23 protein-coding genes are annotated in these 22,060 nt (G+C 45.5%); all 23 read right to left on the reverse strand.

Going from position 1 to position 22,060, the window contains the following annotated elements; translation table 11 throughout:
* Positions 1–20: 20 nt before the first annotated feature.
* The 23 genes from FCL48_RS06930 to fliF all read right to left on the reverse strand — a co-directional run bounded on the left by FCL48_RS06930 (position 21) and on the right by fliF (position 22,020).
* Positions 21–752 carry a FliA/WhiG family RNA polymerase sigma factor gene (locus FCL48_RS06930; RefSeq protein ID WP_136871698.1) on the reverse strand — a complete coding sequence of 244 codons (732 nt, stop codon included), beginning with the start codon at positions 750–752 and terminating at the stop codon, positions 21–23.
* 8 nt (positions 753–760) lie between these two features.
* On the reverse strand, positions 761–1,660 hold the full coding sequence (locus tag FCL48_RS06935; protein ID WP_136871530.1) for a MinD/ParA family protein: 900 nt from the start codon (positions 1,658–1,660) through the stop codon (positions 761–763).
* Positions 1,653–3,056 carry a flagellar biosynthesis protein FlhF gene (gene flhF / locus FCL48_RS06940; RefSeq protein ID WP_136871531.1) on the reverse strand — a complete coding sequence of 468 codons (1,404 nt, stop codon included), beginning with the start codon at positions 3,054–3,056 and terminating at the stop codon, positions 1,653–1,655. Before flhF ends, FCL48_RS06935 begins: the two co-directional genes overlap by 8 nt.
* On the reverse strand, positions 3,046–5,142 hold the full coding sequence (gene flhA, locus FCL48_RS06945; protein ID WP_136871532.1) for a flagellar biosynthesis protein FlhA: 2,097 nt from the start codon (positions 5,140–5,142) through the stop codon (positions 3,046–3,048). The genes flhF and flhA overlap by 11 nt, the downstream gene beginning before the upstream one ends.
* Complete coding sequence (flhB, locus tag FCL48_RS06950) at positions 5,142–6,212, reverse strand: flagellar biosynthesis protein FlhB (RefSeq protein WP_136871533.1); 1,071 nt, start codon at positions 6,210–6,212, stop codon at positions 5,142–5,144. Before flhB ends, flhA begins: the two co-directional genes overlap by 1 nt.
* A gap of 106 nt (positions 6,213–6,318) precedes the next feature.
* Entirely contained in the window at positions 6,319–7,101 is a 783-nt protein-coding gene (gene fliR, locus FCL48_RS06955) for a flagellar biosynthetic protein FliR (protein ID WP_136871534.1), read from the reverse strand.
* An 8-nt stretch (positions 7,102–7,109) separates the two neighbouring features.
* Positions 7,110–7,373, reverse strand: coding sequence for a flagellar biosynthesis protein FliQ (gene fliQ, locus FCL48_RS06960; protein ID WP_136871535.1), 264 nt, complete (start codon positions 7,371–7,373; stop codon positions 7,110–7,112).
* Between the two features lie 33 nt (positions 7,374–7,406).
* Positions 7,407–8,180: a flagellar type III secretion system pore protein FliP gene (gene fliP / locus FCL48_RS06965; protein ID WP_136871536.1), complete on the reverse strand. Its 774-nt coding sequence runs from the start codon at positions 8,178–8,180 to the stop codon at positions 7,407–7,409.
* Positions 8,173–8,577 (reverse strand): flagellar biosynthetic protein FliO, encoded by a 405-nt coding sequence (locus tag FCL48_RS06970; RefSeq protein ID WP_169309116.1) that lies wholly within the window; start codon positions 8,575–8,577, stop codon positions 8,173–8,175. Before FCL48_RS06970 ends, fliP begins: the two co-directional genes overlap by 8 nt.
* A gap of 10 nt (positions 8,578–8,587) precedes the next feature.
* The gene (gene fliN / locus FCL48_RS06975; protein ID WP_136871538.1) at positions 8,588–8,956 is read right to left on the reverse strand and encodes a flagellar motor switch protein FliN; all 369 of its coding nucleotides are present in this window, start codon (positions 8,954–8,956) and stop codon (positions 8,588–8,590) included.
* 13 nt (positions 8,957–8,969) lie between these two features.
* Entirely contained in the window at positions 8,970–9,944 is a 975-nt protein-coding gene (locus FCL48_RS06980) for a flagellar motor switch protein FliM (RefSeq protein WP_136871539.1), read from the reverse strand.
* Positions 9,945–9,960: 16 nt separating this feature from the next.
* Positions 9,961–10,461 carry a flagellar basal body-associated protein FliL gene (fliL, locus tag FCL48_RS06985; RefSeq protein ID WP_136871540.1) on the reverse strand — a complete coding sequence of 167 codons (501 nt, stop codon included), beginning with the start codon at positions 10,459–10,461 and terminating at the stop codon, positions 9,961–9,963.
* A 44-nt stretch (positions 10,462–10,505) separates the two neighbouring features.
* A complete protein-coding gene (locus FCL48_RS06990) occupies positions 10,506–11,285 on the reverse strand; it encodes a flagellar motor protein MotB (RefSeq protein ID WP_136871541.1) in 780 nt (259 codons plus the stop codon).
* 11 nt (positions 11,286–11,296) lie between these two features.
* Positions 11,297–12,064 carry a motility protein A gene (locus FCL48_RS06995; protein WP_136871542.1) on the reverse strand — a complete coding sequence of 256 codons (768 nt, stop codon included), beginning with the start codon at positions 12,062–12,064 and terminating at the stop codon, positions 11,297–11,299.
* 324 nt (positions 12,065–12,388) lie between these two features.
* Entirely contained in the window at positions 12,389–13,660 is a 1,272-nt protein-coding gene (locus tag FCL48_RS07000; protein ID WP_136871543.1) for a flagellar hook protein FlgE, read from the reverse strand.
* Positions 13,661–13,714: 54 nt separating this feature from the next.
* The gene (locus tag FCL48_RS07005; protein WP_136871544.1) at positions 13,715–14,554 is read right to left on the reverse strand and encodes a flagellar hook assembly protein FlgD; all 840 of its coding nucleotides are present in this window, start codon (positions 14,552–14,554) and stop codon (positions 13,715–13,717) included.
* 10 nt (positions 14,555–14,564) lie between these two features.
* Positions 14,565–16,130, reverse strand: a complete 1,566-nt coding sequence (locus tag FCL48_RS07010; protein ID WP_136871545.1) for a flagellar hook-length control protein FliK — start codon at positions 16,128–16,130, stop codon at positions 14,565–14,567.
* A gap of 7 nt (positions 16,131–16,137) precedes the next feature.
* Positions 16,138–16,722 carry a MotE family protein gene (locus tag FCL48_RS07015; protein WP_136871546.1) on the reverse strand — a complete coding sequence of 195 codons (585 nt, stop codon included), beginning with the start codon at positions 16,720–16,722 and terminating at the stop codon, positions 16,138–16,140.
* Positions 16,673–17,134: a flagellar export protein FliJ gene (locus FCL48_RS07020; protein ID WP_136871547.1), complete on the reverse strand. Its 462-nt coding sequence runs from the start codon at positions 17,132–17,134 to the stop codon at positions 16,673–16,675. Before FCL48_RS07020 ends, FCL48_RS07015 begins: the two co-directional genes overlap by 50 nt.
* Before the next feature lie 25 nt (positions 17,135–17,159).
* Positions 17,160–18,512 carry a FliI/YscN family ATPase gene (locus tag FCL48_RS07025; protein WP_136871548.1) on the reverse strand — a complete coding sequence of 451 codons (1,353 nt, stop codon included), beginning with the start codon at positions 18,510–18,512 and terminating at the stop codon, positions 17,160–17,162.
* A gap of 90 nt (positions 18,513–18,602) precedes the next feature.
* The gene (locus FCL48_RS07030) at positions 18,603–19,406 is read right to left on the reverse strand and encodes a FliH/SctL family protein (protein ID WP_136871549.1); all 804 of its coding nucleotides are present in this window, start codon (positions 19,404–19,406) and stop codon (positions 18,603–18,605) included.
* On the reverse strand, positions 19,393–20,397 hold the full coding sequence (gene fliG, locus FCL48_RS07035; protein ID WP_136871550.1) for a flagellar motor switch protein FliG: 1,005 nt from the start codon (positions 20,395–20,397) through the stop codon (positions 19,393–19,395). Before fliG ends, FCL48_RS07030 begins: the two co-directional genes overlap by 14 nt.
* Positions 20,398–20,403: 6 nt before the next feature.
* Entirely contained in the window at positions 20,404–22,020 is a 1,617-nt protein-coding gene (gene fliF / locus FCL48_RS07040) for a flagellar basal-body MS-ring/collar protein FliF (protein ID WP_136871551.1), read from the reverse strand.
* Positions 22,021–22,060: the final 40 nt, after the last annotated feature.

A 22,060-nucleotide genomic window follows, 5' to 3' on the forward strand; every position in this document is an offset into this window, starting at 1 on the left:
GTCTCCTCCGGGGCTGTTGCCTAGTAAATTTGGGTGGCAAGCTTTGTTTTTAACTTTATCAGAGCTTGACTGTGTAACTGTGAAACTCTTCCTTCGGAAAGGTCGAGAACCTCGGAAATCTCTTTTTGGGTGAGCTCTTCGTAATAATAAAGGGCAACAACTAATCGTTCTTTTTTAGAAAGCTGTTCCAGTATTGACGCCATCTTCTCGGTGAGTTGTTGTTGCTCAATCCGTGCGCCGGGAAGAATTTCACTTTTTTCATCGGTAATTGAGTCGATAAAGGATCGACCTTCCTCACTGCTGTCGAGGGTTTCATTGAGACTGACGCAGCCGAGATGGCTGACTTCAGCCAAGAGGCTCTGGTACTCGTCCAGCGATAGTTCCATAGCCTCGGCGACTTCATAATCTTCAGGGTCGCGGCCCAGCTTGAGCTCAAGGCTGAAAATAGTTTTGCCCACCCTGTTCTGCTTGTCCCGCAGTGAACGGGAAAACCAGTCCAGTTTTCTCATTTCGTCGAGAATGGCGCCCCGTATTCGATATTCGGCAAAGGTTTTGAATTTGATATTTTTTGCAGGATCGAAGCGTTTTGCAGCATCGAACAGGCCAAGCATGCCGGCACTTTTCATGTCATCGCTGTTCATGAAAGTGGGGACCTGGGTTACCATCCTGCCCACAAGGATATCCACGAGATACAGGTGGTCCTTTATAATTTGTGATATATCTTCCGCTTGCGGTCGTCGATCATAGAGCATCACTAATATTACCCCCGCATGTTAAGCAGTTTTTTCCAGAAAAATTGTAGATTCCCTTTCGGGGATGTTTGTGAGGGCTCTGAACTGATTCTTGTTGCGAGTTCCTTAAAAGATTGGGTTATCTTTGAGTTTGGAAAGATCTCGCTGATGACCCGCTGTTTTCTGATCGAATCAACCATCTGCCTGTCTTCGGGGATAGATCCCAGGTAATCAATAGATATATCGAGATATCTATTGGCTACCATGGTGAGCTTGCGATAGACATCAAGAGCATCATCCTCATTTCGAATCTGATTGACGACAAGGTTGAACTTCTTCTCATGATACTGGGTTGAGAGCAGCTTCATTAACGCATAGGCATCAGTTATTGCAGTGGGGTCCGGTGTGGTGACAACCAGAATATCCTGTGCAGCCGTGTTGAAGTAGGTAACATTTTCGGAGATTCCAGCCTCGGTGTCAATGAGAACAAAATCAAAATGATTATGCATTGCATCCAGGCCGTCCAGTAAGCGCATTTTTTGCTGGGCATCAAGCCTGATGAAATTTTGTATTCCCGAGCCTGCCGGGAGGATTTTTATTCCTTTGGGGCCGTCTACCATTATCTCCTGCAGTTCACGTTCGCCGGAGAAAAAGTGATTGAGATTAAAGAGGGGTGACAGGCCAAAGACAACATCGATATTTGCAAGGCCTAAATCTGCATCGAGAATGAGAACCCGCTTTCCCATTGCGGCAAGATTGTAGGCAAGATTTGCGACAACTGCAGTTTTCCCCACCCCACCTTTTCCGCTGGTGATGGAGTAGACACTGGTCGATTGCGTATCGTTTATTTTTATCGCGCCAGTATCAGGAGCGCTGATGTTTCTCAGCGTTTTGGCCTGGTCATCGGCAGATCGTGATGTATTACTCATGCGTGGATCCTTGGTCTTGAGACATGATCAATTTCGCTATCATTTGAGGTGTTATTTGCAAAAGATCCTCAGGAACTCTTTGTCCGTTCGTAATATAAGATATTGGTTTTTCATTATGAATTTGTGTATTGAGGAGAACCCCAAGGTTCAAACATTCATCTATTTTTGTAAAAATAGTATTGGAAAAGTCAAGTTTCTGAAATTGGCGAATGGTTTCAGAAAGTTCACTCTCACGGGTGGTTGCGGAGAGAACTAGATGTTTTTCTATATTGTATTCCGGGGACAAAAAAGAGGCAAGCTCGTCAATACAGTAGCTGTCCCTTGGGCTCCTGCCTGCGGTGTCGATAAGAATGAGTTCTTTGTCCTTGTGTCTGTTAAGAGCCTGTTCAAGTTGTTCCGGGGTGATAACCACGTCCACAGGAAGATGCATGATCTCTCCGTAGACTTTCAGCTGTTCCACTGCGGCAATTCTGTAGGTGTCGATTGTAATAAGAGCTATGGAATTGGAAGATTGCATCATGTGTGCAGCTGCAATTTTTGCAAGTGTCGTGGTTTTTCCTACCCCAGTAGGTCCAATAAGGGCAATTCTTTGCTGGCCGTGGAGTCTTGTTACGCGAGGTGGATTGATTACCTGAATTAATTTTTGCAAGGTTTCAAGGATGGCATCTGTGGCAACATTTATGTCATTGAGATCACGATCGGCAAAGCTGTCTCTGGTCTCAGCTGCTATCGTCTCTGCTGTTTCTGTCTCTATTCCTCTTGCAATAAGAAGTGAGATGAGTGGATCTTTTGTGATCTGGGAGACAGTTTCTTGATCGGAAATATATGCCGATTGCGTGGCAGCATTGCGTGAAAGTTCCGTAGAGCCAGACCCGGAGCTGTTTGATTGGCTGAATGTTGATATCTGCCCGGCAAGATCTTTGACCATTTTTTTGAGGTCGTTGACCTCCGTTTCAAGACCTGAAAGCTGCTTGGGGGGAGCTGAGCCGCTACTGCTCATTGATGTGGCGGGCTCGGGAGCAGTGGAAGGGGGCTCCGGTGCCGCAGATCGTGTTGCCGAGGCAGAAGAAGGATATTCTCTAAAACATTCCTGAAAAGGCTCCTCTGTTGTCTGGGGTTTGAGATCCTGATTTAAAAACTGGACAACAGGATCATTGACAACACGGTTAAAACTTTTTCTTTCCGGAGAAGGTAATTTTATTTTTCCCGGTGCGGTTTTTTCTTTAAAATCATTATCAATAGCAGCTGTAATTTCCAGAATCGGTCTACTCAACAAACCAAACTTGCCATTCCTGATGGTTTTTGTGGAAAGAATAAGCGCATCAGGACCGAGTTCTTGTTTAATCATTTTCAGGCCGCTTGCCATATCTTCTGATTGAAAGACTCTAACTTGCATTTATCGTCACCGTGCCAAGAGATCTGACTTTTAGACTCGGAGTAATCTCATTGTGTGAAATTACAGTGAGTGCCGGGTAATATCGTTCTGTAAGGTTACGAACGTATGGGCGTATTTGAGGGGCGGAAAGTATTGTCGGTCTGCTGCCACTATCAAATAATGGAATGGCCTTGCCTATAGAATCGAGTATTTTTTGTGCAGTAGTGGGATCGATTGCAAGATAACTGCCTCTGTCTTTGTGCTGTACGGCTTTTTGGATAGCCTCTTCAACAGGCTTTGAAAGAGTAAGGACCGGAATAACACCGTTTACAGCAAGGTCGTTGCTGATGGTTCTGGAAAGTGCGTGGCGAACATATTCCGTGAGGATATCTGTATCTTTGGTTGACGGAGCCCAGTCAGCCATGGTTTCAAGGATGGTTCGAAGATCGCGAATGGAAACACCTTCTTTAAGCAGGTTCTGCAAAACCCGCATAATAGCTCCAAGAGAGAGAATTGTTGGTACCAGTTCTTCAACAAGTTTTGGATACATTTTACCAAGATTGTCGAGCAGAGCCTGAACTTCCTGTCTGCCGATAAGCTCGTGGGAATGCTGTTTGATAACTTCACTGATGTGGGTTGCCATAACAGTGGTGCAATCAACAACGGTATAACCTGCAATCTGGGCCCGGTCCTTTTTATCCGATGAGATCCATATGGCTGGCAAACCAAAGGCAGGTTCGGTCGTTGCGACTCCAGAGATGGTTTCTGTCACAAAGCCTGGGTCCATGGCCATGAAATGGCCGGGCAGGATTTCAGACTGGGCGATCTGCACACCTTTGAGTGAGAAGGAGTACTGGTTCGGGGCTAATTGCAGATTGTCGCGTATATGAACAGGGGGAACTATAAAGCCGTTATTGAGGGCAAATTGTTTGCGTATGGACTGAATTCTGTGGAGTAACTCACCATCCTGGGCTGAGTCGACAAAAGGAATAAGCCCATAACCCACTTCCAATTGTAAAAGATCCACATGGAGCATCTCTTCGTAATTTTCTTCCTGTTTTGCAGGTAGTTTGGGTGGCTCTTCTTTGATGACCTGCTCCGCCACCTTTTTACCTTTGTCGATCTGAAAGGCAAGAAGTGCCAGAGAACCTGATAAAATAAGAAAAGGGAAGAACGGCAGGCCTGGAATCAAGGCAAAGAGCACTAATATTCCGGATACAACCCAGAGGGCTACGGCATTATGTGAAAATTGCTTTTTAAGATCAGAGCCAAAGTCCTTGTCACCCGTGGAACGTGTGACCAGCAGACCAGCGGCGGTTGAAATGATCAGGGCGGGGATCTGGCCAACCAGACCATCGCCGACAGTAAGGATGGTGTAGTTAGCGGCGGCTTCGGCCATGGGCATACCTTTTTGGGCCACACCAATAATAAAGCCAGCACCAATGTTGATAAGGGTGATAATGATGCCTGCAATGGCATCTCCCTTAACAAACTTTGAAGCACCGTCCATTGCTCCATGAAAATTTGCCTCGTTACCGACGTCTTCACGTCTTTTTCTTGCTTCTGACTCATTGATAAGCCCGGCGTTGAGATCGGCATCAATCGCCATCTGTTTTCCTGGCATGGCGTCCAGGGTAAATCTGGCTGCAACCTCAGCGACACGTCCAGCACCCTTGGTGATAACCATGAAATTGATGAGAACGAGGATTACAAAGATTACAATACCTACGACATAATTTCCTCCGACGACAAATTGACCAAAAGCCTGTATGACAGAACCCGCAGCGGAAGGGCCCTCGTCGCCGTGTAGAAGTATGAGACGGGTTGAAGCAACGTTCAAGGCAAGGCGAAACAAGGTTGTCGTGAGAAGTATTGAAGGGAAAATAGAAAAATCAGTCGCCTTAACTGTGTATAAACTGATGATAAGAATTAAAAGAGCGATGGTGATGTTGGTTGATAAAAACAGATCGAGGATGATCGAGGGCAGGGGGATGATCATGATCATCAGGATCGACACCAGTCCCACGGCTGCAACCACATCACTGCGACCGAAAAGCTGCTTGAGCCTCAGGCCGACAAGATTGGGTGTGATACTGGTCAATTCCATTAGAAATTATTTCCTTTTAATGAATAAACATGGGCAAGGATCTCTGCGACTGCCTTGAAAAGATCCTCAGGGACATATTCTCCTATTTCAAGGTTATGCAATAAACGCGCCACAGGAGGATTCTCGACAATAGGGATATCGTTTTCACGGGCGAGCTCCCGGATTCGCATTGCGATATGATCGGCACCTTTAGCAAGGATTATGGGGGCATCCATTTTTTTTGAATCATATTGAATCGCAACAGATATGTGGGTTGGATTCGTAACAATTACATCAGCTTTTGGTACATCAGCCATCATTCTTTTTCTTGCCATTTCTCGCTGGATCGAACGAATCTGCGCTTTGATATGCGGATCTCCTTCAGCTTCCTTGTACTCTTCTTTGACCTCCTGTTTGGTCATTTTCATTTTTTCTTCCATTTCCCATTTGAGAAACATGAAATCAAGAAAGGCCAGGAATATAAGCAGAGCACAAATTTTGGCGAAAACAATGAGGGCAATCCTGCCTAAATAACTTATTGCAGAAACAACACTTACATCCACCAGAATGAGGGCTTCCTCAAAATTATTGAGAACCGTGGAGTAACCTATAAAAGCGATAAGAATGACCTTAAGCAGAGATTTCACAACTTCCAGCATAGATTTTTTGGAAAAAAATCTCGACATACCACTGATGGGATTCATTTTCGAAAAATCAGGAATAAGCGGTTTGCCGGTGAGCAGCCAGCCAAATTGAAAAATGCTGGAGAAGATTGCAATGATCAGTACCAGGACAAAAAGAGGCGCCATGAGCAGGGCAAGCTGCTGTAAAAGAAAGGCTGACAGGCTCATGGTGGAGACAGGGGTTATCTCGAATTGTCCGCTTGATTGCCAGAGAGAAAAAAGCAGCGTTGTTATTTTATTCCAAAAATCAGGGAGATAAAATATCCAGAAGAGCAGGACTATAGAGAAAAGGGCCGCCGTCTGTACCTCTTTGCTCTGGACTACCTGTCCTTTCTTGCGAAAATCTTCTCTTCTTTTACTCGATGGAGATTCAGTTTTCTCTCCACCTGAGCCGCTTTCTTCAGCCATGACCTATCCGTGAAATCAATTGTATCCAGTGATTATTAACACCGTGCACAGTGTTTTTTGAAAACTAAAAGTCTTCTTGCAAATATGGCACCTGCCGAGTTGACGTTCAATTGGCCAGGTACTGTAGAATTGTACTGAATCGCTCCGGTAATGAGTCAAATTCTCGTCCTAAAAGCATGGCAATGAGGGGGAGTGTCAAAGCAATGACAATAAATGCCGTGCCGATATTGATGGGAAAAGAAATGAGAAAGACATTAAGTTGCGGAAAAACCCTCGCCAATATCCCGAGGATAAGTCCCGAGAGAAGAAGAACCGTAAGGACAGGCGCGCTGAATTGAACCCCAAGAGCAAACATGTGAGATGAAAGTTCAAAGAGATAAGGAACAGCCTCTCCGGAAAAGTTGAATTGACCCGGTGGAAGGAGTTCGTAGGAACGAACTGCCGTACGGATAAAAATATGGTGACCGTTTAGCGCCAGAAAAATCAGAATGGAAAAAACATTTTGAAACTGGGAAATTAAAGCCACCTGTCTCTGGTTTTGTGGATCAAATACATTCGCCGCCGCAAATCCCATTTGAAAACCAATAACTGTAGCACCAAATTCGACGGCTGTAAAAATGAGCCTGGCTATAAGTCCGATCATCAGCCCGAGTAAAACTTCTGCGATAATAAGCATGGCAAAAGGTGTGATTTCAAGAGAAACTTTACCGACTGAGGGTTCCATGAGGGGAAACAGCAGAAGCGACATGAGTACGGTTAGACCTATTTTAACCTGGGTGGGTGTCTGTGAGGTGGAGAAAACAGGAATGGCACTAATGAACCCGGCTACTCGGGCGGTTATGATAAGAAAGATCTGAAACTGTTCAACAGGTATGAACTGGGTATCCACTTGGCGCCTTAGAGTGTGACCATAACGTCAAAGAGGCCAACTGTAAAAATTGTAAGGGTGTTAATGATCCAGGCCCCAAAGATTAACAGGGTGATAAATACTGCAACAATTTTAGGAACAAAGGTCATCGTCTGTTCATTTATCTGGGTTGCGGCTTGAAAGATCGAAATGAGAAGGCCTACAAGCAGGGCAATGATCAGCATTGGTGCTGAACACATCAGAATTGTCTGTATGGCCTTGCGACAGATATCAATTGCTATTTCAGGAGTCATACTGTCTTCCTTGGTGGTTGAGAAGTCTCATGTTCAGGGACTAAAACTCTTTATCAACGAGCCAACAACGAGGGTCCAGCCGTCAACCAGAACAAAAAGAAGGAGTTTAAACGGCATTGAAATAATTACAGGGGGGAGCATCATCATTCCCATCGACATCAGAATGGAAGCGACAATCATGTCTATGACCAGAAAAGGTATATAGATCATAAATCCCATCTGGAAGGCACGCTTGAGTTCTGAGAGGATAAAGGCAGGAATCAGTGTCATTGTCGGCACGTCTTCCGGGGTCTGGGGTTCCTCGCCCATGGTGATATCTGTCAAGAGAACCAGCTCGCTTTCTCTCACCTGACTGAACATGAAGCTTCGCATGGGTTTAATGGCGTTTTCTAATGCCTTGCTCTGGTCAATCTGCTCATTGATGTAGGGTTGGAGAGCTTCCTCATTGATAGTGTTCAAGGTCGGTGACATGACAAAAAAAGAAAGAAACAGAGACAAGCCGAGAATGACCTGGGTTGGTGGCATGTTCTGGGTTCCCATTGCCTGACGGACAAAGCCCAAGACTATCACGATTCGGGTGAAACAGGTCATCATCAGAAGAATCGCCGGAGCCACGGAAAGAATGGTGAGGACAAAGAGAATCTGCAGGGCATTGGAAACCTGCTGTGGATTCTCCGCATCTTCAACGCCAAAGGTGATAGTGGGCAGGCCCACACCACTGGCAATGATCGGAGAACCGAGCAGTATCATGACGATAATCAGAGCGTGTAAATGTTTTCTTTTAAGCCGGGAGTCTTTTTCAATCATATTTTTCTCCCGTTTCAGCTTGTAGTGTCTTGGAAAAGCTCTGTTTTTTTTTTGCAGGCAGAGTGGCGATGTTTGAAATGTTTGATTCGCTGATGCCCAGCAGGTATTCTGTACCTCGAATTTCAACCAGGCAAAGAGCCTTCTTGCCCATGAGCGGTTTAATTTCGATAATGTTGATTTGTTTATCCGGGGAAGATGAGAGGAGCGAAAATCGTTTTCTCAGTAACCCATACAGCAGCAGAATTATACCAAGTACAATGAGAAGGCCCCAGACCACACGAAACGAGCTGGTCAGAATATCTGAATTGTCGTATAGGCCCAGAGGTTTGGTCGATTCGGCAAAGGCTGTCGAAATGCAGAGCAACACAATGACAGCCGATGCAAGAGTAGTTTTCATGGGTTGATGTCTAGCCAAGATTTTCAATCCTGTCAGCGGTACTGACAACATCGGTGAGCCGGATGCCAAATTTATCGCCGACCATCACCGCTTCACCTTTGGCAATGAGCTTTGAATTTACGTAAAGATCAAGCGGCTCACCGGCGAGCTTGTCGAGTTCAAGGACGTATCCTTCGCCCATTTTCAGCAGATCTTTGAGTTTGATCTTGCTTCTGCCGACTTCAACGGAGATGTTCAGCGGGATATCGTACAGAAAATCAAGATTGCGTCTATCCTCCTTCCGAGAACCATCTCTTGATAATGAAGAAGGTCCATCTTCTCTCAGAAGTTCTTTTATCTCTTCAGGGTCGGGACGACTGTTATTTGTTGTATTTACCATTGGATATCCTCAATCAATAAGTTCCTTTTAGACTAATGGCCTTTTTACCATTGTGTGTTCCTGGAATAGCATAGTATTTGGGGCTGTTTTCAACCAGCACCTGTATCGGAGAAGTCGGATCATAGTCGAGGCCAATAATATCGCCGACCTGCAGGTTCAGCACTTTTCTGACGTTCATTTCAATGGTTCCTGATTGTGCAATGACGGTAACTGGCATTTCCTGAAGTTGTTCCTCTATGATCTCGTACCAGTTACTTTTTGTCTGGGTTGAAATATTGAGCAGTTCCTTGAGTAAATCCCGTAAAGGTTCGAGGGTGGTAAAAGGAAAAACAAGATGAACATGTCCTGAATACTGGCCTGCTTTAACAAGTAAGGTTCCTACAATAACTTCACCTTCTGGATCGACGATGGATACGAGGCGAGGGTTATTTTCTACCTTTATCAGGTGACTTCTGATACTGAGCAGCTGGGAGAATGCTTTGTCAATATCTAAACAGGCATCGTCCATCGATGCCTTTAGTATATTGAGTTCGATGGTGGTGAGATTTCTATCGAGTTCAAGGGATTCAATGTCAGAGGATGCTCCCAGCATAATTTCCAACATTGAAAAAGAGAGCTTTGGATCAAAAATAATAAGAGCGCCTTGCTTTAAAGGGGGGAGATCAAGAATACCAATGGAACCGGGCTTACTTTTGTCGGCCATAAATTTTTGAAATTCAAAGGTTTCAAGACCCACCCTGGTGACTGAAAAGGTTCTCTGAAGCTGGTTGGTGAGTGAGGTCGCATAGTATCGGCAGAATGTATCCAGGATGATATCAAAGTTGGGTATACGAAATTGTTCCTTGTCCGGGCGGGCAAGCTGAAAAAGATTCACCGGGGTGCAGTGAAGAAAATCCTCCTGACCACCATCTAGGGCAAGTGACACCTGACCTTCATGGATTGCCTTGAGAAGATCTGCGATTTCTGCTCTGCTTAAAGTAGGTTCCATAGGATGTCGTGATGCCTTACTGAACAACAAAGTTTGTAAAATAGATTGCCCGAACCTTGCCAGTTTGGAGAAACGAGTTGATTTTACTGGTTAGTTCCGCTTTAAGTTGCCTTTTTCCCTGAAGATCCTGCAACTCTTCGTAGGTTTTATTACCAATCAGCAGGAGCACCGCATCCCGGACCTGTGGCATTCGTTGTTCGACCTCAGGCTTTACCGCTTCGTTACTGAGCTCAACAGTCAGAGATGCCTTAACATAATGTGGCGTATCTCCGCTGATGATATTGACGACAAATTCTTCAATATTAACCATCGGTCCAATTTCAGTCTGCTGCTGAAGGTCGGGAACAGGGACCTTGAGTCCAGGATCGACTTCTTCGGGGGGAGGCGGCTCTGGTTTGAGAAAATACCATCCGCCAACGCCTCCACCGACGAGCAGGAGGAAAACGACGGCACCTATGATGATAAAAAGTTTCTTTTTGCTACCGCCCTCTGGTGATTTTTCTTTTTTTTCAGCCATGTATGACGCCTTGGTTAATGTTCTTTAGGGTATCTGTGATTTCTTTAAAGAGGTAGAGCGTTTTCTGGAGATGCTAGCTTCGTTTTGCTCACATTACTTTGAAGTTTCAGGAAAAAATCGACCCGTCGGTTTTTGCTCCTGCTTATTTCATCGCGGTTTGGAACGATGGGGCGATCCTGGCCATATCCGGCTGCGGCCATCCTGTCTAAAGGAAGAAGATCGCCCTGGGTAAAAAATCTCATTACTGCAACGGAACGGTCAACAGAGAGGTCCCAATTACCATAGTTTGAGCTTGATACAGGGATATCATCGGTATGGCCCTCAATACGCAGATCCATGGGAAGAGGGCGGATGATATCGGCGATAGTGCGAAGAATGGAATACGCCTTCGGTGAGATTTTTGCCTGGCCTCTCTCAAACATTACGGAGTCGCTGATTCTGAGGATGATGGATTCGTCATCGTTTTGGATAACGCCGACATTATTGTTTAAACGTCTTGAATCGATCTGCGACTTAATTTTGTCATAAACCTTTTTTGTCGTTTGTTGCTGTATCGGTGAAAACTGGGTTATCGGCGGAGACGGAAGTACAGGAATTGCAAATTCAACATGTGCTGGTTCATTGTGCATACCAAAGGCATCTTTCAATGAACTGGATGCCTCGGTAAAGCGAACAGGATCCATACTTGCCATGGACAGCAGAAGGACGAAAAACGTCAACAGCAGGGTGACAAGGTCAGAATATGTCACCATCCATGCAGGGGCGCCCACCGGGCACTCTGGGCATTTTTCTTTTTGTTCTTCTGCTTGCGCTTCTTCTGCCATAACCAGTGCCTTTACTTGTTAAAAGTAGACTGACGGAGTTTCGGAGCGATAAATGCGTGGAGTTTCTGTTCCATTATCCGTGGGTTTTCTCCGGAGAGTATCGACTGCATACCTTCTATAATGAGCATCTTGGTGAGCACTTCTGCGGCGGATCGATTTTTGAGTTTTCCTGCCATCGGAGAACAAAAGACGTTCGCGATAACGGCTCCATAAAACGTGGTAAGAAGGGCTACCGCCATGGCAGGTCCGATTGATGCCGGGTCATCCATGGTCTGCAGCATCTGTACCAGGCCAATCAGTGTTCCTACCATACCCATAGCAGGGGCGTAGGCTGCAATGGCAAGAAAAATGTCGGCACCTTTTCCGTGGCGCATCTGGATGTACTCTATCTCAGTGTTCAACATTGCACGTAGTGTTTCCGGTTCCTGGCCATCAACAGCCATCTGCATTGCTTTTTTAAGAAAAGCATCGTCCACGGAATCCATCGCACCCTGCAGGGCCAGAATACCTTCTTTTCGTGCCTTATTGGCAAACTCCATTAACTGAGCAATGAGATCATTTATGGGGCGCTCTTTATGAAGAAAAGTTTTTTTGGCAACATTGATGGCATCAAAGACGTCACCAAAAGGATAATGAACGAGGGTGTTGCCAAATGTCCCGCCAAAAACGATGAGGAGTGAAGGAACGTTAATAAATATTGATAAAGGCCCACCTTGCAAGATGGCCATAAGCATAAGTCCAAAAGCTGCACCGATGCCAATTACAGTTGAAAGATCCAAAAAATCCTCCGCGACAGATTCATGTTAAGAGTAAAAGCATGCTTTGCTGAAAAGCTGCGTCTCATGTTTGTTGAGGATGTAAGTGTCAGAAGCAATTGACTCTTTCCTCAGCTGATACAGTATTATCGTATCATAGACGCAGTAACTCTAAAACTCAAGTTTGCATAAAATATTCCAATTAATAAAAATAATATCAGAAAGAGTGCAGAAACGGGTTGAGCAGAGGGGGGAAGGGCGAAAAAAAATTGAGAAATAGCAAAAAGAAAAGGCCCCAGGTGGAGAGAACCCCCCTGGAGCCGGACCGTTGTGTCAAAAATATGACAACTAACGTTTAAGGTTTATAACTTCACTCAAGAGCTCGTCTACCGTAGTAATAATCTTGGAGTTTGCCTGAAAGCCACGCTGGAGGGTGATCATTTTGACAAATTCAACCCCCATGTCAACATTGGACTGCTCGAGTGAGTTTGTATATATCGATCCAAGTTCTGCACCTGGAATCCCAACCCTGGCAGCGCCTGAGTCTTCGGTTTCAGAGTACAGGTTATTACCGACAAGATTCAGACCATTCGGGTTTATAAATTTTCCAAGTACCAGCTGCGCAATTTTAGTGCTTTCGCCATTATCGTAAAAGGCGGTGACATTACCTTCTCCGTCTATCTTGACACCGGTGAGACTTCCAGCACCATAACCATTCTGGTCCTGAGACAGGACGACTGAGTCGCTGTTATATTGCGTGGTGTTAAACGTTATGGTGATACCTGTAAGCTCAGAATTGTTGCCCCAATCCAGATCACCGGCAGCAATATCGGCTGTAGTATCCACTGCAGGGTCCGCAGCATCTCCTACCAGAATACCATTTTCGGTAAACACCAGGTTATCGGCAAATTGACCCTGGAGTATATTGCCATCAGCATCTTCTGCGCTCCAGGCCGAACTCCACGTATTATCACCGGTTTTGATGAAATATGTGGTCAACAGATGAGAGTTGCCAAGACTGTCATACACCTGCGTGGACGAAGAGTAGTTGTAGGTGTCATTGTCATCGATATCAAAATCAGCCAAGGCAAGAACAGCCGATTCGGAGTCGAGATTGGTCGTGAGGGTGAGTTCTGTCGTTGATTCACCAGCGATAAGACCCGTATCTTCGATCTGAATATCTGTGGCATCTCCGGCCGCTAGTTCGCCATTGACATCATATAATTTACCCTGTACCCGGAGTCCTTCAGGATTGGTTAAATAACCATCTCCGTCAAATCTGAACGCGCCTGCTCTGGAGTAATACGCAGTTTCGTTGCCTTCTTCTTTGAGGATAAAAAAACCATCGCCTTCGATGGCAACGTCTAAATTTGATTCCGTTGACTCGAAAGTTCCTTGACTGAATATACTGTCCATGGTTGAGACTCCAACTCCACGACCAACCTGAGAAGTTCCACCAGAACCGTTAATTGTTGTGGAGAGGAGATCAGAAAAAACATGCCTGGATCCCTTAAATCCTATGGTGTTTGTATTGGCGAGATTATTACCGACCACAGTCATTGCCTGGGAGTTAGAGTTGAGACCACTGACTCCACTGTAAAATGCACTTGATATACCCATTTGTTCTCCTGTTATTTAGAAGTCAGTTTATTTAAACCGTTCTTTCCTTGTTAATTATGATGTTAAACTGTCAGCGACGGTTTCACCTGTCTCAATTGTTTCTTCTAAAGTATCAACCGTTTCTTCTAGAGTATCAACTGTATCGGACATGCTGTCGAGGGCAGATTCTTCATCAGATTCTTCTTCTGTGTCGTCGGTTGTAGATGAAGATATGCTGGTTCCAGATTCGTAAACACCGATGATTGAGGTAAATGCAACTTCTCCTGCACGTGTTACAAGGTTTCCACCTGCACTTCCCGCAAGATCAACGCCCGTAACTTCAGATTTAACCAGAGCTGTTGGAAAGATACTGGTTCCGGAGGCAGTTTGAGCGGATATTGAAATGGTGTAATCACCAACCGGGGCAGCTTCCCCGTCATCAGTAAAGCCATTCCAGGTGAGGAAATGATTTCCGGCGGTCAGTCCTGTGCCACTGAGTGTTGCAACCGTTGCCCCATCATGTTTGAGGGAAATTGTCACCTCAGCGGCCGTCGTCGGCAGGCTGTAACCAAATTCCAGAGGGTCGCCTGAAAAGCTCGTTTCGTTACCTTCAAAAACAACATCTTTTCCAATTGTACTCAGTGCCGACAATTGGTTGGAGTTGGCATTTGATTCTACCAGGCTTTCCATGTTTTCATTAATATTATACAATTGCTCCAGTGAGCTGAATTGCGCAAGTTGGGCTGTAAATTCAGTTGGATCATCAGGGTTCAGTGGGTCCTGGTTCTGCAGTTGCGCGACAAGAAGTGTCATGAAATCTTCTTTGCCCATTACTGAGCCATCATCTGTGTTGTAGAGGCTTGTTCCAGTAGTTGATGCCGCCGTTGAATTGAGGACGTCAATGTTGCTGCTCATAACTTCTCCTTTAAACTTTTACGTTGACCCCTGAAGTGACGTCATTACTTTGTTCTTGGAAAGTATCCAGGATAAATGGAGTATGGGGTTCTGCTTTTTTATCCTGTGGAAAGAAGCTTGAGAAATCTCTGTTTGGCAGCTGCTGGTTAAAAAGATCAGAACTGTCCACCATTTCAGATGTTGTGGTCACTGTAATTTCCTCTACATTAAAACCCTGTTGCTCCAGTGTGGATTTGAGCTTTGTTAAATTTCTTTCCAGGATCTGCTGTACGTGTTGACTCTGTGCTACAACATTGGCACGGATAGACCCTTCTTTCACAGTGAGATCAATTTTCATTTCTCCAAGTTCAGCCGGGTGAAGCTTGAGTTGGATTTTTGTGTCAGCGTCTTTTCTGCTGAACTGAAACCGTTCAATAAATTGTTGCAGCACTTCCTGGTCTTGAACAACCACTCCGGAGGGGAGTACAGTTGTTTTCGAAATGTCAGTAAGTTGTCCTGTGCCGGTACCCATCAAAGAGCTTCCGGAGAGGTTGAAAGTGCTTGTTGTATCAGAGGTTGCAGGGGATGTGCCGAGCTGGCCAAAGCCAGATCCCGGCTGCCCCATTTCACTGTTTTGCTGGTTTCCGGAAGGATTGCCAGTATCTTTCATTCCGTTTTCTGGCTGAACCTTTGCATCATAAAAGTGTTGTGTGCTGTCATGCCTGACACTATGCAAGGAAGTCTGCCGGGAGTTCAGGGTGGGGCCAAAAACACCTTCTTGCAGAGAAGTTAAGCTGTTACTTTGTTTGCCAGTGGTAAGAGGGGATGCGATGTTTTCTTCTACCTGCACTTCCGTGATCGTTGCAAAAAGGCTGCGAAGTGGTGACCCGTTATTGAATTCAGTTGCAGACTTCATTGAAAGCGTTCCTTTTTCTGAGGAATTGTTCAGTATATTCTGAATTCTCTCAAGAAATGCTGCTTGTTCTCTTGTCAATGTCAGAGGAGTGCTCTGGGGCAAGCTACTATCCGTGATCTGGGCAGCATCTCCAAAGAGGGTCTTACCTAAAGCAGATGCCAGACTGTTGGGATTGGTTTTCTCTTGCTGTGTCAACACTGCTGAGCTGATCTCTTTGTCCATTGGGATGAGGCTTTCTCCTGTGGAACCTGCAGAAAAATTATTCAGCAATTCAACAAGTTCTTCGTTTGTGAACATATCGTCAAGTAAGCCCGCCTCCTCTTGAGGTACTTGTGCACTTGTTTGATCGTTTGAAGCGGCCTGGTTGGGAGAGCCAATAGCAAAAAACTCTAAAAGTGCAGAGATCTGAGACTTCAAATCATAATTGTCAGAAAGCAGAAGAGCCTCGCCGGCTTCTTCTGAAGTCTTTGTTGAACCTTCTGTGCTGCTGGGTTCATCAGTGGATGGTTTGGAGGATGAGGCCTTGATGTTTGTTTCTTTAGGTAGGGCAGTTTGCAGAATTGAGTTAAAATTATTCTCTGAGTCTTGGGTTGGAGAGCCCTGAACTGGAACACCTGACTGTTCAGTCTGAATTTTCTGGAAATTCTGGGTATTCATTTGAACATTAAAAGATTGTGGCATAATTAAGTCACTCTATTTGCAAGGTCGTATATGTTGTACTGATCTCTGAGGTCTTTTGTTTGGAAACCTGATCTAAAATTTTTGCAGCTGCTTTGACCTTCATTTTCTCTAACAGATCTGAGGCGAGCTGCTGTTCCAGTCCGGTTATCGCAAGAGCCGCCTTTGCAGGGGTCATCTTTTCGTAAATTTTTGCAAGACTCTCAATTTTCTTTTGCTCTACAGCTGCTTTCTCTTCAAGAAGGGTTTCTATTTTCCCCTGCAGTACCTGGAGAGATTTCAATTTGTCGTCAATTTCAGCTAATTTCTTATCGACACCTTCTTCAAGAGCCTTTAGCTCCTTTTTACGAAGATCGATCTCTTCTCTTTCTTTTCGAATTTTTGCCCGTTCTTCGATGATTGTATTTTCAATACGTCGCTCCTCGACGGAGCTGTAGTTGTCTGCTGCCTGGGAGAGAATTGCTGTCTGAGAAAGGACCAGGGTAAACAGGGCGATGGTGATGGGTCTGTGTATGAAGGTGTTTTGTATCATATCAATGTAATAATTATTGTTGATCGAGTGGATCTTTGCCGTGCCGGATAATGGCGATTTCATCGAGCATAGCAGCTTCTTTTTTATCTAAATATCGTTGCCAGGACACATTTTGTTCAATTTTTAAACGGTCCATAATCTGGCGTTCCCGACTGCGTTTGAGGAGGTTTGTTTGTTCCTGTTCAACAATTTTCGCCTTCTCCTGCAGGTTCTTTTCAATGGCGATGACGTTTTTTTGTGAGGCCGTGATTTTTTCTTCAAATAAAATTAATTTTCTGATTTCCACTCCCTCTACCTGTAGTTGTGCCGTCTCTTCGATGAGAATGGTCAGAGCTAATTTCTCTTTTTGAAGTTTTTCTTGTATTATTGCGTGGATATTCCTTGCTTCATAGAGCCGGTTCTTGGCCAGATCTTCGAGTCGTTTACGATAATTGAGAACTGTTTCAAGACTAAAGGGCTTGGGTTGTAAGGCCACGGGTCATCACGTATTGTGTAATTTTTTATTGATCGGTCTGTCGCCGGTTTTTGCGGGGCGGCTCTTCGTCTTTCCGCTCACTGAGTACAGCACCCAACAGTTCAAGAGAGTTTTTCAGGGAGGTTGTTTCGTTATAGTTTTGCCGCAGAAAATCAGTAATGGCATCTATCTTACTCAGGGCGTAGTCAATTTTTGGATTTGACCCCTTCACGTAAGCTCCAATATTTATAAGGTCTTCGGCCTCGGCGTAACTTGCAAGGACGTCCCGCGCCTTACCGGCAAGCTCCTGATGGCGCTCTCCTGTGATATCTCTCATGACACGACTGGCTGAACTGAGAACATCAATCGCTGGAAAGTGATTTTTGGCAGCAAGTGCACGGGAAAGAACAATATGGCCATCAATGATAGACCGAACAGAATCCGCAACAGGCTCCGTCATATCGTCGCCATCGACGAGTACCGTGTAAAGTGCTGTAATGGATCCCTTGTTTTTAAAGTTACCGGCACGTTCAAGGAGTTTGGGTAGAGTGGCAAATACTGAAGGGGTGTAACCTTTGGTGGTTGGTGGTTCCCCTACGGCAAGGCCGATTTCACGCATGGCCATGGCAAAGCGGGTAACGGAGTCCATCATGAGCAGTACGTTTTTGCCATTATTGCAAAAAAACTCAGCGATGGCTGTGGCGACAAAGGCCCCCCGCATACGCAGAAGAGGAGACTGATCCGAGGTGACCACAATAATTACTGACCTTGCAAGTCCTTCTTTGCCGAGATCGCGTTCGATAAATTCCCTTACTTCCCGTCCACGCTCACCTATTAATGCAATGACGTTTATATCGGCTTTGGCGTATTTTGCCATCATGCCAAGAAGCACGCTTTTTCCGATACCTGATCCCGCCATAATTCCCATGCGCTGCCCGGTACCACAGGTAAGAAGCCCGTTTATGGCACGCACCCCAAGGTCCAGGGAATCACTAATGTTCTGGCGCTCCATAGGGCCAGGCGGAAGGGAATAGAGATCTTTTTCTTCAGTGAGAAGAGGGGCCGGGCGTCCATCCTGAGGGATTTCCATAGCATCGATTACACGGCCTAAAAGGTTGTTGCCAACGCTTATAGTTGCACTGGTGCGCACCACACGGATAAGGCTGCCGGGGCCAAGACCTCTGAGTTCTCCGAGTGGCATGAGCAGAGCAATATTGTCCTTGAAACCGACTATTTCTGCATAAATCTTTTCGCCGCTGTCTATGGGTGTGAGTTCACAGAGTGAACCAATTGAGGCATGGGGACAGTATCCTTCAATGACCAGGCCGACAATTCTTGTCACTTTCCCCCAGATTTTAATGACGTTGAGATTCTGGATTTTATTGGAGTTAAATGCCATTTTGAGTCAAACTGGGGTTGAATTAATTTTTGTAGCAAGGCCGCCTAACCGCAGGAGGATATAGTCGGACAGGAACCCGTGAAAGTTGTGTCACGGAGAATTTCTGGCAATTTCTTCCCGAATAGCATCAAATTGACTCGAGACTGTTGCATCGATAATACAGTTTTCGGATTCAATTTTGGCACCACCCTTTTCAATAGCAGGGTCAGTTTTAATGACAATGTTGCTGAGGCCACTGATGCCACTTATAAGTTCTGTTGACTTTTCCGTAATAATTTTGTGGTCATCGGGGTTAATATAAATGGTAAATTCATCAGATTTCACTGCACGTTGAAGAGCCTCTTCAATGGTGGCGACGATAGTTTTGTCCTGTTCCCTGATGGATAAACGAATGATTTTTTCAGCAATAAGAATGGCAAAATTTTCGAGCTCAGTACTGCTGTTGTTTACAATGGTCTCTCTGATTACTTCCAGTTGTTCGCAGATCGTGGACAGGGCCTTTGTGGCGGTATTGTAGTCTTCTTCGGCCTTGGTCATACCATCACGGAGCCCTTGCTGGTACATATCTTCTGCTTGCTTTTGCGCTTCTGAAAGCAGAACATAATTGCTTAAATCGATGGGATTTTTTTCTTCATCTTGGTTGCGGGTCTCTGTAACCTCATCGGTTTGTGGGGGAACCTGTTTATGTTGACTGGAATCTGGAGCGGGCGGCTTTGCCACTTTTTGAGGAGAAGGGGGAGGGCCGGGGCGGGGTATATTAATTTTTTCTGGCTCAAAGGGAGGCGAAGCAGGTCTTGCTTCTGAATGCCAGCCTTTATTTTCAGAAGAAACCGCTTTTGTAATTTCTTCTGCGACAAAAGCGCTCGAATCCTTAAAATATTTAGACAAGCTCATCGCCACCTCCAGTGCCCAAGACCAGCTTGCCTTCTTCTTCAAGTTTCATTGCAATCTTGACGATGGACTGCTGCATGAGTTCTACTTCGGAAAGTCTTACAGGGCCCATGGCCTCAAGGTCATCGCGGATCATGTCTGCGGCTCTTGAAGACATGTTCGCGAAGATTTTCTCCTTCATCACTTCAGAAGCTGTTTTGAGTGCCATCGTAAGTGAATCATTATTTACCTCGCGCAAGATCATTTGCAGTGATCGACCGTCAAGGGCGATAAGGTTCTCAAAGGTGAACATCTTTTTACGAATCTCTTCCGCCATTTCCGGGTCCGTCTGCTCCATTGCCTCAAGAATTTCACTGTCGAGATTGTTCTTCATGTTATTTAAGATACCGACAACAGTATCCAGCCCTCCCACTTTTTTCTGGGTTCCACCAGAGACAAGTCCGATTTCCCGGTGAAGAGCGTCTTCAATGCGGTTGAGCACCACAGGAGAAACTTTTTCGATTTTGGATATTCTGTACGCTACATCGGCCATAATCTCTTCAGGGAGATGGGAGAGTATTTCAGCTGCATGTTCTATGTGCTGGGTGGACAGTATCAAGGCTACCGTCTGGGGATGTTCCTGCTCCAGTAGCCCTGCGACCATGGTTGGTGCCATAAGGGAGATTGTCTCCAGTGATTTGGTCTCTGTTCCTGAAAGAAACTGATCCATCAGAAACTGCGACCTCTTGTCTCCAGGAGTGGCTGAGATAGCTTTTTTAGCAAAGTCATCACCTTTGACAAAAAGTCCTGCAAATTGTTCCTTAGACTCCCTGTAGCTCTGGAAAACCCGTTCTTTGATCTGCACGGGAATATGATCGATACTTGCCATTGCCCGGGTGATTTGACGCACTTCGTCATCCGAGAGCTCTTCAAAAATTTTGGCTGCGGCCTCCTCACCTAAACATATAAGCAAAACGGCAACCTTGTTTATACCGGTAAGTGTTTCAATTCCCATTGTCGCTTAACCTTCCTGGATCCAGTTTTTAATAATAAAGGCAGTGGGAACCTGGTTCTGATTAACTTCTCTTCGCAGCTGGGTTATTGTGTCATCAACGGGCTCTACAGGAAGCTCCGGCTCTACTTTTTCCTGTTGTAGAAGTTTCTGTTCCCGTTCGAGCTGTTCCACCGTTTTGTAATGTTCTTTTACCTCGCCTTTCATTGTTTTCACCACTGGACGAATGAGTAGGAAGTAGATAAGCAGGGCCCCTAGAGCAATCAACCCGTATTTAATCATAGGGAGGGACTGGTACAGGGAGCTTTCGCCTTCACCGCCTGCCGTTATGGCTTCTTCTTTCTGGGCGACAAAGGGCATGGAAATTACATTAATCACATCGCCACGTTCAGCAACAATTCCAATTGCACTGGCCACCATTTCTTCAATGGACTTCAGCTCCTCCTCACTGCGTGGTGTGACCTCTTTGACCTTGCCATCAGCATCGAGTGCCACGCGGTCTGCGACCAGTACCGAAACGGACAGTTTTGTTATGGTTCCAACGGGGTTGATGATACGACTGATGGTTTTGCTGATTTCGTAATTGGTCGTTCTGGAAGTCTTTGTATCGGTTGGACCGGCAGTGTTTTCGCCAAAAACATTGCCCTGGAGGTTAGATTCAACTCCAGGCACACCACCGTCGGTTTCGCTGCCCGAAAGCTCCTCGTTGACCTGTTCACTGCGAATGACAGGCTCTTCGCCATCATAGAGCTCTTCGGTTTTTTCAACTTTTGAAAAATCAAGAGTCGCAGAAATTCTTACCATGGCATTGTCTGTGCCCATGGTTTTATCGAGGAGTGCCTGGGCACGCATTTCCATCCGGTGCTCCACTTCCTGCTGGAACTCAAGCATTTCCCCTGAAAAAATCTGGCTCTCATCTTTTTTCTTTTCAAGCTCCAGTACCACACCGTTGGAATCGATAACTTTGACATTTTCAGGATCAAGGTTTGTGACGGACCCTGCAACAAGATGAATAATGCCCTGGACCTGCTGCTGGTCAAGGTGTTTTCCTGGAACGAGAGTGACGATAACAGAAGCTGTCCCGCTGGATTGCTGATTTTTAAACAGCCTTTTTTCTGGTAGGGCCAGGTGTACCCGTGTTGATTCAACAGGTGCCAGCGAAGTTATTGTCCTTGCAAGCTCTCCCTGTAGTGCTCTGGTGTAGTTTACTTTCTGAACATAATCGGTGAGGGCGAAACTCTGTTTGTCAAAAATCTCAAAACCGACCCCTCCTCCGGTAGGCATTCCGTTTGCTGCAAGATCAAGTCTGGTCTGATAGATTTGGTTTGCAGGAATCCAGATATCTTTGCCACCGTTTTTAAGGGTGTAGTCAATTTTCTGGTTTTTCAGCCACTCGACAACCTGCGACGCGTCATTCATGGGAAGATTCGCGTAGAGGAGTTGTTGGTCTACCGTTCTTGCCTGGATAATCAAGAGGGCAAAAAGTGCAATCGAAATCACCAGCACGGCCCCTGTTGCCACCTTTCTAGAGAGCGGCCAGCCCTGAACGAGCTGTATCAGGTTTTTTTTCTCTATTGTTGCCGGTTGGCTTGTTGTCGTTTCAACGCTTTTTTCTGCGACTTCCATGGGATCCTGTGTCCTTTAAATTTCATCCATCGACTTGAGT

Origin of the sequence: Desulforhopalus sp. IMCC35007, from assembly GCF_005116575.1 — a bacterium.
GTDB lineage: Bacteria > Desulfobacterota > Desulfobulbia > Desulfobulbales > Desulfocapsaceae > Desulforhopalus_A.